Raw genomic sequence first — 10,769 nt, 5'->3', positions numbered from 1 at the left:
GGATCAGTGCGGTGGCCCGCTCCAACCGCTCCCGGAACGCCTCGACGGCCGGGGCCCGGGTGCGCCCCCGCGGCAGCGCCACGTACACGGGCCGCGGCGGCAGCTCCCCCGGTGCCAGCGCGACCAGCGCCAGGTCCGGGCGCAGCGAGGCCGCCGCCAGGGCGGGCAGCAGCGTCACCCCCAGCCCCGCGGCCACGAACCCCTGCTTGGCCGCCCACTCGCGCACCAAATGGGCCACGCGCGGCCGAAAACCCCGGTCCGCGGCCGGGCCGAGCAGGGTGTCCGCCAACCGCTCGCGCCCGGCGATCCACGGCTCCTCGGCCAACTCGGCCAGGTGCACCCCCTCCCGCCCGGCCAGGCGGTGCCCGGCGGGCACCGCCACCAGCAGCGGTTCGTCCAGCAGCGGGTACAGGTCCACCCGGGCGGGGTCGGCCGGGGCACCCACCACCGCGGCGTCCAGGGCCCCCTCCTCCAGCCGGGCGACGAGGTCGGCGGTGAGCGCCTCCACGTGCGCGACCTCCACCCGCGGGTACAGGCGGGAGAACGCGGCCAGCGCCCGCGGCACCAGGGTCACACCCGCGCTGGAGAAGGAGCCCACCCGCAACCGCCCGCCGTCCAGGCGGCGCCGCGCCGCCAGCTCCGCCCGGGCGGCGGCCAGGTGCCCGACCACGGCGCGGGCGTGCGGCAGCAGCGTCCGCCCGGCGTCGGTGAGCGCCACACCCCGGGGCAGGCGGTCGAACAGCGGCGAGCCCAGCTCGTGCTCCAGGGCCTGGACCTGGCGGGACACCGCGGACTGGGTGTACCCCAGCACCTGGGCGGTCGCGGTGAGCGACCCGGTCTCGGCCACGGTCAGGAAGACCTCGTACAACCCATGACGTTCCGGCATACCTCCTATGCTGGACATTCGCTTGTGGCATGTCCAATCGCGGGTCTAGCGTCGAGGCCATGCACGAGATCACCTTCATCGGCCTGGGCCACATGGGCCTGCCCATGGCCCGCCGCCTGCTGGCCGCCGGACACCCGCTCACCGTGTGGAACCGCACCACCGCCAAGACCGACCCGCTGCGCGCGGAGGGCGCCACCGTCGCGGACTCCCCCGCCGCGGCCGCCGCCGCGTCCCCGGTGCTCATCACCATGCTCGCCGACCCCGACGCCCTGGCCGCGGTCACCGGACAGGTGCTCCCGCACCTGGCGCCCGGAACGGTGTGAGTGGAGATGTCCTCGGTCGGCCCCGACGCCATCGCCGACCTGGCCGCCCGCCTCCCCGAGGGCGTGTCCCTGGTGGACGCCCCCGTCATGGGCAGCGTCGGACCGGCCGCCGCCGGAGAACTCACCATCCTGGCCGGCGGGGACACCGCCCCCGTGGAGAAGGTCCTGGGCGTGCTGGGCCGCACCGTGCCCTGCGGCCCGGTCGGCTCGGGCGCCGCCCTCAAACTGGTGCTCATCGACGCCGTCATCGGCGGCGTCGCCGTCGTCTCCGAGGCGATGCGCCTGGCCGCCGCCCTGGGCGTGCCCGAACAGGCCGCCCGCGACGGACTGCTGTCCGGCCCCATGGCGGGCGCCGCCGGGCGGGCCTTCGCCGAGGGCGCCCTCTACCCCGTCCGACTCGCGGCCAAGGACGTCGCCCTGGCCACCGCGGCCGCCGACCTGCCGGTGCTCACCGCGGTCCACCGGCTGCTCACGAGCCGCCCCGAGGACGCCGAGCAGGACCTGTCCGCGCTCGTGCGCTGAGGGCTCAGGGGACGGTGGGCGGTGCGGTGCTCTCCCGCGCCACCACCTCCCCCGGCACGGTCACCACCCGGAAATCACCCTCGTGGTCCATGTCCAGGGCCAGCTCCGCGGCCTTCTCCCCCATCTCCTCCAACGGCAGCCGCACCGTCGTCAGCGCCGGGGTGAGGTCGCGCAGCGTCGGGATGTCGTCGAACCCGGCCACCGACAGGCCCTCGGGCACCTTCATCCCCAGGTCCCGCAGCGCCGCCATCGCCCCGGTCGCCATCACGTCGTTGACCGCGAACAGGCAGGTCGCGTCCGTGCCCAGCGTCATCAGCCGCCGCGTCGACTCGTACCCGCCATCACGCGTGAACGCCCCGTGCATCACGTTGTTGTGGTCCAGGTCGATCCCCGCCGCCGACAGCGCCCCGTGGAACCCGTCCAACCGCTCCCGGGCGGTGCGCAGGTCGCTGGGCCCCGCCAGGATCGCGAACCGCCGGTGCCCCAACCCCACCAGGTGCCGGGCCAGGGCGGCAGCCCCCGACGCGTTGTCGGGGCTGACCGTGTCCGCGGGCAGACCCGGCTGCGACACGCACGCCACCCGCCCGCCCTGGCGGCGGAACGCCTCGATCTCCCGCGCCAGGCGGGCGTTGCTCTCCTCGTCGGTGGAGCGCGACCCCACCAGGATCACCGCCTTGGCCCGGTGCGAGCGCAGCGCCGCCAGCACCCGCCCCTCCTTCTGCACCGACCGGCCCGTGGTGCCCAGCACCAGCACCAGCCCCTGCTCCTCGGTGCACCGGGTGACCCCCGCCGCGATCGACGAGAAGTAGGGGTCGGCGATGTCGTGCACCAGCAGCCCCACCAGCGAACTGCTGTTGCGCGCCAGCGTCTGGGCCGAGGCGTTGGCCAGGTACCCCAGCTCCTGCGCGCTGGCGGTGACCCGGTCCCGCAACCGCTGGCTGACCTGCCGGGTACTGCCGTTGATGACCCTGGAGGCGGTCGCCAGGGAGACCCCGGCGTGCTCGGCCACCTGTTCCAGCGTTACGTAACCCGAGTCCACGCCCCTGGCCCTTCTCGTCCCACGTCCTGGAAAACTCTTTCCCAGGGTAGCCGAGCGGGAGGCGCCCCGACGCTGCACCGCCTCACCCCGCCCGGTCCGCGCGCAGCAGGTCGCGCCAGGTCGCCTCGGGCGCCCACCCCAGGTCCCGGCGGGCCTTGTCGCTGGAGAACACCGCACGCCCGTCCGCCAGCGCCCCGGCCACCGGCGCCGAACCCGGGTGCAGCCGCGCCATCAGAGCGTCCACCGGCCCCGGCGCCAGCGGGTCGGCGGCCACCGCGTTGTACACCCCGCCGTGCTCGGCCCGCTCCGGCTCCTCCACGATGCGCGCGAACAGGTCCGCCGCGTCGGCGGCGTCCACGTAGTTGAACAGCGACACCCCCGCCAGCTCCGCGTCGGCCGCCCGCTCGGCCATGGTGTGCCCCTGCTGGGTGGGCGCCCCCGCCCACTCACTCGGGGCCACCACGTACCCGGGCCGCACCGCGCACAGCACACAGCCGGGCGAGGTGCGCGCCAGCGCGCGCACCGCCTCCTCCACGATGAGCTTGCTCAGCCCGTAGGCGTGCCAGGGCGCCACCGGGTGCTCCTCGTCCAGCGGCAAGTACCGGGGCCGCCACCCGGGGGTGTTGTAGCCGTACACCGTGGGGCTGGAGGCGGCCACCGCCACCCGGGCCCCGTGTTCGACCGCCGCACCCAGCACCGCCCAGGCCAGACCCGTGTTGACCTGGAGGGTCTCCACGTCGGGGCGGGCGAACGGCACGGCGATCCCGGCCAGGTGCACCACCGCCTCGGGACGGGCCGCGGCGAACACCTGCGCCCGGGCGCCGTCGTCCAGCAGGTCCGCGACCCGGCCCACCACCCCGGGCGGGTGGTCGGCCGGGGCCAGGTCCACCGAGGCCACCTCGTGTCCTCGGGCGGCCAGGGCGGCGACGACGCTGCGGCCCAGCCGCCCCGAGCCTCCGGTGACGAGCACGCGCATGCGGGCCTTCCTTCTCTCTTCTCGTTCGGGGATCACATCAGGGCAGGGCGGTGACGGCGGCGGCCAGGGCGTCCAGGTCCGCGGGGTGCCCGTCGGCGACCGCGGTGCGCAGACCCCTGGCCAGCACCCCGCCCGCCGGGAGCGGCAGCCGCTCCCCCCAGGCCAGCGCCGGACCCACCCCGGGGTACTCCCGCGCCCGCACGAACCAGGGGTCGGTGTGCGCGCCGGGCTGGTGGAACAGCAGCGTCCACGGCCCGCCGGCCTCCCCGGCCAGGGCCAGCCACCGGGCCCGCGACCCGTGCAGCGCCTCCTCGCCCTCCGCTCCGCCGGGCCCCAGGACCCGCGGGGCCACCGGGCCGATCGGGGCCCGCCAGAACAGCCCCCCGTACCCGGCGCCGGGGCGCCCGTTGGTGGCCGGGCTGCCGATGGACAGCTCCCGGCCGCTGGTGTTGCGCAGCGCGCAGTCCAGGTCCAGCACCCAGGTGCGCCCGTCCAGGCGGCGGGCCCGCCAGCGGCGCTCCTCCCGCAGCAGCTCCGCCCCCTCGGGGTCGGTCCAGGACACCTCCTCGGCCCACCCGCCCCCGGCGCGGGCGGCCGGCCCCCGCGAGCGCTGGCGCCCGTGGTTGTCCAGCAGCACCGACCCCCGGTCCGGGGTGAAGGTGCGCCCGCCCCAGAACGTGGTGCCCGACACGTCGGGCACCGCCACCCCCACCCCCAGGTGGTGGCGGTGGTCCTCGGGCACCACCTCGCTCACCACGACCCCGCCCGCGGTCCGCACCGGGTGCAGGTACGGGCGCGGGGACAGCAGCGGCTCCACCCCGGCCCCGTCGTTCCACTCCGCCACGACGACATCGCCGATCTCGAACTTCACGTGTGCGCCTCCAGATCCGTCCGCGCCCAGGGCACGTCCAGCTCACGGAACAGGGACAGCGACTCCGCCGCCCGGTCGACCAGGCCGGTGATGCCGTGCACGGTCCGGTGCACGACCCCGTCCTGCTCCCACACCCGCTGGTGCTCGGCACCGATGGGCGTCGGATCGGGCCCGGTGCGCACCGCCTCCAGCACGTGCATGAACCCGCGGGTGGCCGCCGGCGGCACCAGCAGCGGGGTCCCGTGGCGCAGGTGGTCGACCAGGTCGGCCACCAGGTTGCGCCGCGGGTGCGTCGTGGTCAGCGGCGCCCGGCCCGGCCGGTGCACGGTGACCCGGTCCAGCGTGTACTCCAGCTCGATCCGGCCGCGCTCGCCGTGCACCACCAGCCGGGGCGGCGCCTCGGCCGGGGCGCACAGCGTCGCCGCCAGCACCACCGTCACACCCCCCGCGGTGCGCAGGCGCAGCGCCGAGGTGTCATCGCTCTCGATGGGGTGCGCCCGGTACAGGTCCAGCTCGATGCCCGAGGGGGCGTGCGTGCCCTCACCCGTCAGGGCCAGCGCGGTGGCACTCGCGTGCGCGAACGGGTTGGTGACCGCCCCGTCCACGACCTCGTGCCCGTCCAGGCGCCGCCGCCCCGCCCAGGGGGCGCGGCCGTAGTAGGCGGAGGTGCGCACCCACGCCCCGGACCCGCCGATGCCGCGCACCCGCCCCACCGCCCCCTCGGCGACCAGGGCGCGCACCGCGTCCACGGCCGCCGACCCCAGGCTCTGGAAACCGATCTGGCAGGCCAGCCCGGCGGCGTCGACCGCCTCCACCAAACGGTCCAGCTCGGCCAGGGTCGCGGTGGTGGGCTTCTCCAGCAGCACGTGCGAGCCGTGCTCCAGCACGGTCAGGGCCAGCGGCAGGTGGGTGTGGATGGGGGTCACCAGGACGGTGATCCGCGCCCCCGTCCGCTTCAGGGCGGTGGGCAGGTCGTCGAAGAACGGGACCGGGCCGTGCCCCTCCAGATCGTCGCCCGCCGCGGGCGCCACCCGGTCGCACACCCCCGCCAGCCGCACCGTCCCGGCCTTGACCAGCGGCAGCAGCGAGCGCAGGTGCGAGCGGCCGTGCCCGTGCAGGCCCACCAGCAGCAGCGGCACCGGGCCGCCGGGGCTCACGCGTCCTTCCCGGCGAGCAGGTCGGCGACGCGCACCGGCGCCCCCGAGGCCATGGAGGCGTTGGCGGCCAGCCCGGTGAGCAGGGCGCTGCCGCCGTCGGCGTGGTCGGGGCGGATGCCGTCGTCCAGTCGGCCCAGCAGCGCGTCGAGCATGGCGGTGTCGCCGCCGCCGTGGCCGCCGGTGCCGACCTCCACCGGGACCTCCTGCGGCGCCTGCCAGTGGCGGCGCAGCACCAGCCGGGAGAAGGTGTCCTCCTTGGGGGCGGGCATGCCGCGCACCGGGTTGTCCTCGGTCCGCCCCGGCGCGGTGCGGTCGAACTCCACCATGTCGAGCTCCAGGCGGCCGCGGCTGCCGGTGACGGCCAGCCGGTACCCCTCCCAGGGGGCGTAGGCGGTGAGGTGGTAGGTCAGGCGGGCCCCGGTGTCGTAGCGGACCAGGACCGACATGTCGTCCTCGATGGTGATGCCGGGGCCGAACACGTTGAGGTCGCGACGGTAGCCGTCCTCGTGCTCGGCGTCCAGGTACAGGGCGCTCAGGTCGGGGCTGTCGGCCAGGTGCAGGGCGAAGGGGTCGGCGTCGGCGGCCGCGGCGCCGTGGCCGCGCTCGTAGTCGGCGGCCAGGCCGTGCCGGCGCCCGTTCTCGTCGCCGTAGAAGAACAGCCGACCGGAGGCGAAGACCTCCTCGGGGCGGGCGGCGATCCACCAGTTGACCAGGTCGAAGTGGTGGCTCGCCTTGTGCACCAGCAGGCCGCCGGAGTTGGCCTTGTCGCGGTGCCAGCGGCGGAAGTAGTCGGCGCCGTGGCGCAGGTCCAGCATCCACTCGAAGTGGACGGACCCGACCTCGCCGATCGCGCCCTCGGCGATGAGCTCGCGCACCCGGCGGTGGACGGGGTTGTAGCGGTAGTTGAAGCCGACGGTGACCCGGCCGCCGGTGCGCTCGCGCGCCTCCTCGATGCGGCGCAGCCCGTCCAGGTCGGTGGTCATGGGTTTCTCGGTGATGACGTCGGCGCCGTGCTCCAGGGCGGCGACGATGTAGTCGGCGTGGGTGTGGTCGACGGTGCACACGATCACCTCGTCCACGGCCTGCTCGGCGAGCATGCGGGGGAAGGCGTCGGCGGGGTGGGCGGGCACGGGGTCCAGGCCGGCCTCGGCGACGATGCGGTTGTGCACGGCCATGCGGGTGGCGTTGGTGTCGCACAGGGCGACCAGCTCCCCGTGGCGGCGGTGGGCGCCGGTCAGGGCCCGGGTGTACATCCGGGCCCGGGAACCGGTGCCGACGATCGCGTACCTGCGTTGCGTGGTGTGGTTCACACCAGGATGGTAAACGCTTTCCCGGCCGAACCACAATGCCCGGGGGCAATCCCGCACATGAAACAGGTGGGGCGCACGGGGCGATCCAGGGGAGGAAACGGTCACAACCGGGCGGCGATCGCGGGGAGAAACCCCTACTCGGCGGGCGATCGGGAAGGTAACGATCCGGGCGGTGCTTGGCCCGCAAGCGGAAACCGGGCGTTGACACCCTCGTAACCCGGTGCTAGAAACTGAACATCCTAGTAGCTGGATAGCGCTTACCAACCCATAACCTGCGCATTTCCACGGTGTTCTCGAACACAGCGTTCTCAGGCGCGGCGTTCCCGAGCACGGTATCCCCGAGCACACGGCGTTCTCGGGCACAGGGGTCGCCGGCCCCGGCCCGCCCCGAACCCCCTTCCCGATCAGATTGGCGGTCCGCGACCATGCACCCTGGGCACCCTGGTCCGCGCGTCTCCACCCCACGGCCGGAGACCGTCCCCACAGGAGGCGGAGCCCTGTGAGCGCGCTCCTCCAGCGCGGCACCCGCCCGGCGGCGCCGTCGCCCCCGGCCCCCGCCGGCCGCGGGCGGCGCGCCGCGGCACGCGGAGTCGGCCGCCACAAGCGCGAGAACCTCGCCGCCTACGGCTTCCTCGCACCCTGGTTCCTGGGGCTGGCCCTCATCACCGCCGGTCCCCTGCTGGCCTCGCTGTACTTCTCCTTCACCGACTACAACCTCATCGGCGACCACGAGATGGTCGGCTGGGCCAACTACCAGCGGATGTTCGAGGACGCCCGCCTGCACAGCGCCCTGAAGGTCACCTTCTTCTACGTGTTCGTGTCGGTACCGCTCCAGCTCGCCATGGCCCTGGCGCTGGCGATGGTCCTGGACCGGGGCGTGCGCGGCCTGGCCCTGTACCGGTCGGTGTACTACCTGCCCTCCCTGCTCGGCGGCAGCGTCGCCATCGCCATCCTGTGGCGGCAGGTGTTCGGCGCCGAGGGGCTGATCAACCAGGTCCTGGCGCTCTTCGGGATCCAGGGCGAGGGCTGGGTCTCCCACCCCGACTACGCCCTGGGCACCCTCGTGGTGCTGAACGTGTGGACGTTCGGCGCGCCCATGGTCATCTTCCTGGCCGGGCTGCGCCAGATCCCCGCCATGTACTACGAGGCCGCCGCGGTGGACGGGGCCGGGCCGGTGCACCGGTTCGCGCACATCACCCTGCCCATGCTCACGCCCATCATCTTCTTCAACCTCGTGCTGCAGATCATCAACGCCTTCCAGACCTTCACCCAGGCGTTCATCGTCAGCGGCGGCACCGGCGGCCCCTCCGACTCCACCCTCTTCTACACGCTCTACCTCTACCAACGGGGGTTCGGGGCGTTCGACATGGGCTACGCCTCGGCGATGGCCTGGCTCCTGCTGATGATCATCGGAGGGTTCACCGCCGTGAACTTCCTCGTCTCCAAGTACTGGGTCTTCTATGGCGACTGACACCCGGCCCGCGGCCCGCGCCCGCGGCGCCCGCACACGGACCGAACGCACCCGACGGCTCCTGACCCACATCGGCCTCATCGGCTTCGGCCTGATCATGCTCTACCCGCTGCTGTGGATGGTGTCGAGCTCCTTCAAACCGACCGCGGAGATCTTCCGGGAGCCGGGGCTGATCCCCTGGAGCTTCACCCCGCAGAACTACGCCGAGGGCTGGACCGCCCTGCAGCACCCCTTCCACCACTACCTGCTCAACTCCGCGATCGTGGTGGGCGGGTCCATCGTCGGCAACCTCATCGGCTGCTCCATGGCCGCCTACGCCTTCGCCCGCCTGGAGTTCCGCGGCAAGCGGCTCTTCTTCGCGATCATGCTGGCGACCATCATGCTGCCGATCCACGTGGTGATCGTGCCGCAGTACATCCTGTTCGCGCAGCTGGACTGGATCAACACGTTCTACCCGCTGATCGTGCCCAAGCTGCTGGCCACCGACGGGTTCTTCATCTTCCTGATGGTGCAGTTCATCCGCGGCCTGCCCCGGGACCTGGACGAGGCCGCCCGCATCGACGGCTGCGGCCACGTGCGGATCTTCCTGCGCATCATCCTGCCGCTGTCGATGCCGGCCCTGGCCACGACCGCGATCTTCACCTTCATCTGGACCTGGAACGACTTCTTCAGCCAGCTGATCTTCCTCACCCGGCCCGACATGTACACGGTCCCGGTGGCGCTGCGCACCTTCGTCGACTCCAGCTCCCAGACCTCCTGGGGTCCCCTGTTCGCCATGTCCGTGGTGGCCCTGGGACCCGTGTTCGGTTTCTTCCTCGCCGGCCAGCGCTACCTCGTCAAGGGCATCGCGACCACCGGCATCAAGTAAAGATCGAGAGGATCCTCCCCCCATGGCCCCCGTGAACCCGCGCCGCCCACTGGCGGCCGCCGCGACAGCCCTCGCCCTGGCACTGACCGCCTCCGCCTGCGGAGGCGGCGGCTCGGCCGCCGAGGACGGCGTCGTCGAACTCCGCTACTCCTGGTGGGGCGCCGACGACCGCCACTCCACCCTCCAGCAGGTCATCGACATCTTCGAAGGCCAGAACCCCGACATCCGGATCGTCGCGGACTACACCGACTGGGGCTCGTACTGGGACAAGCTCGCCACCGCCACCGCGGCCGGCGACGCCCCCGACATCATGATGCAGGAGGAGCGCTACCTGCGGGAGTACGGCGACCGCGGCGCCCTGGCCGACCTCTCCCAGCTGGAGGGCCTGGACCTGTCCAAGATCGACCCGCTGGTCGCCCAGAGCGGCGACCTGGACGGCGCCACCTACGGCATCGCCAGCGGCGTCAACGCCTACGCGGTCCTGGCCGACCCCGAGGCGTTCGAGGCGGCCGGGGTGGAGCTGCCCGACGACGAGACCTGGACCTGGGAGGAGTACATCGCCCTGGCCGCGGAGATCACCGAGGCCAGCGACGGCGACATCGTGGGCACCCAGAGCATCGCCTACAACGAGCAGGGCTTCCAGATCTTCGCCCGCCAGCACGGGGAGAGGCTCTACAACGAGGACGGCACCCTGGGCTTCTCCGAGGAGACCCTGACCGCCTGGTTCGAGATGACCCAGGAGCTGCTGGACAACGGCGGCCAGCCCGCCGCCGCCCAGAGCGTGGAGATCGAGGCGGGCGGCCCCGACCAGTCGGTGCTGTCCACCAACACCGGCGCCATGGCGGTCTTCTGGACCAACCAGCTCGGCGGCATCACCGAGTCCTCCGGCCGCGAGATCGAACTGCTGCGCTTCCCGGGGGAGAGCGCGGGCGACCGCACCGGCATGTTCTTCAAGCCCGCCATGTTCTACTCCGTCTCGGCCGGGTCCGACCACCCGGAGGAGGCGGCCCGGTTCGTCGACTTCATGCTCAACAGCAACGAGGCCTCCGAGTTGATCCTGTCCGACCTGGGCCTGCCCGCCAACGTGGACGTGCGCGGGCACATCCTGAGCTCCCTGCCCCCGGCCGACGAGCGCAGCGCCGTGTTCCTGGCCGAGATCGAGGACTCCATCGTGGACGGCAACCCGCCGCCGCCCATCGGCGCCGGCCAGGTCGTGGAGATCACCAAGCGCATCACCGACTCCATGGCCTTCGGCGACCTCACCCCCCAGGAGGCCGCCCAGCAGTGGATCTCCGAGGTGGAGGCCGCCACCGGCTCCCAGTGACCCCGGCACGAACGCGGGGCCG

9 protein-coding genes and 1 pseudogene are annotated in these 10,769 nt (G+C 73.5%); 4 read left to right on the top strand and 6 right to left on the bottom strand.

Annotated features, from left to right (window positions below; all coding sequences use genetic code 11):
- Positions 1-886 (bottom strand): LysR family transcriptional regulator (locus ACJOT3_RS26780; RefSeq protein WP_406975884.1); only part of this gene is annotated, 886 nt, incomplete at its 3' end.
- A gap of 29 nt (positions 887-915) precedes the next feature.
- On the opposite strand from ACJOT3_RS26780, the pseudogene ACJOT3_RS26775 reads away from it, so the two are divergent.
- A pseudogene (locus ACJOT3_RS26775) lies at positions 916-1,731 on the top strand (NAD(P)-dependent oxidoreductase).
- A 4-nt stretch (positions 1,732-1,735) separates the two neighbouring features.
- On the opposite strand, the gene ACJOT3_RS26770 reads toward ACJOT3_RS26775, so the two are convergent.
- The 5 genes from ACJOT3_RS26770 to ACJOT3_RS26750 all read right to left on the bottom strand — a co-directional run bounded on the left by ACJOT3_RS26770 (position 1,736) and on the right by ACJOT3_RS26750 (position 7,084).
- Positions 1,736-2,770, bottom strand: coding sequence for a LacI family DNA-binding transcriptional regulator (locus ACJOT3_RS26770; RefSeq protein ID WP_406975883.1), 1,035 nt, complete (start codon positions 2,768-2,770; stop codon positions 1,736-1,738).
- An 82-nt stretch (positions 2,771-2,852) separates the two neighbouring features.
- Complete coding sequence (locus ACJOT3_RS26765) at positions 2,853-3,746, bottom strand: NAD-dependent epimerase/dehydratase family protein (protein WP_406975882.1); 894 nt, start codon at positions 3,744-3,746, stop codon at positions 2,853-2,855.
- Between the two features lie 37 nt (positions 3,747-3,783).
- Positions 3,784-4,617 (bottom strand): DUF6807 domain-containing protein, encoded by an 834-nt coding sequence (locus ACJOT3_RS26760; RefSeq protein ID WP_406975881.1) that lies wholly within the window; start codon positions 4,615-4,617, stop codon positions 3,784-3,786.
- Positions 4,614-5,774, bottom strand: coding sequence for a Gfo/Idh/MocA family protein (locus ACJOT3_RS26755; protein WP_406975880.1), 1,161 nt, complete (start codon positions 5,772-5,774; stop codon positions 4,614-4,616). The genes ACJOT3_RS26760 and ACJOT3_RS26755 overlap by 4 nt, the downstream gene beginning before the upstream one ends.
- Complete coding sequence (locus ACJOT3_RS26750; protein ID WP_406975879.1) at positions 5,771-7,084, bottom strand: Gfo/Idh/MocA family protein; 1,314 nt, start codon at positions 7,082-7,084, stop codon at positions 5,771-5,773. The genes ACJOT3_RS26755 and ACJOT3_RS26750 overlap by 4 nt, the downstream gene beginning before the upstream one ends.
- 499 nt (positions 7,085-7,583) lie before the next feature.
- Between ACJOT3_RS26750 and ACJOT3_RS26745 the strand changes: the two genes are divergently transcribed.
- The 3 genes from ACJOT3_RS26745 to ACJOT3_RS26735 are packed head-to-tail and all read left to right on the top strand — an operon-like array spanning position 7,584 to position 10,747.
- Positions 7,584-8,555, top strand: coding sequence for a carbohydrate ABC transporter permease (locus ACJOT3_RS26745; protein ID WP_406975878.1), 972 nt, complete (start codon positions 7,584-7,586; stop codon positions 8,553-8,555).
- Positions 8,545-9,423 (top strand): carbohydrate ABC transporter permease, encoded by an 879-nt coding sequence (locus ACJOT3_RS26740; protein WP_406975877.1) that lies wholly within the window; start codon positions 8,545-8,547, stop codon positions 9,421-9,423. Before ACJOT3_RS26745 ends, ACJOT3_RS26740 begins: the two co-directional genes overlap by 11 nt.
- Positions 9,424-9,445: 22 nt before the next feature.
- Positions 9,446-10,747, top strand: coding sequence for an ABC transporter substrate-binding protein (locus ACJOT3_RS26735; RefSeq protein WP_406975876.1), 1,302 nt, complete (start codon positions 9,446-9,448; stop codon positions 10,745-10,747).
- The last annotated feature ends 22 nt before the right edge of the window (positions 10,748-10,769 follow it).

This window comes from Nocardiopsis protaetiae (assembly GCF_045446735.1).
In the GTDB taxonomy this organism is placed as follows: Bacteria; Actinomycetota; Actinomycetes; order Streptosporangiales; family Streptosporangiaceae; genus Nocardiopsis; species Nocardiopsis protaetiae.
The sequence above is the reverse complement of the archived record's forward strand: the minus strand, read 5'-3'. Positions and strand labels throughout refer to the sequence as shown.

Bases quoted from the DNA above. Each gene is read 5' to 3' on its own strand.
- ACJOT3_RS26765 (WP_406975882.1), bottom strand. From the start codon at position 3,746: ATGCGCGTGCTCGTCACCGGAGGCTCGGGGCGGCTGGGCCGCAGCGTC.
- ACJOT3_RS26740 (WP_406975877.1), top strand. From the start codon at position 8,545: ATGGCGACTGACACCCGGCCCGCGGCCCGCGCCCGCGGCGCCCGCACA.
- ACJOT3_RS26735 (WP_406975876.1), top strand. From the start codon at position 9,446: ATGGCCCCCGTGAACCCGCGCCGCCCACTGGCGGCCGCCGCGACAGCC.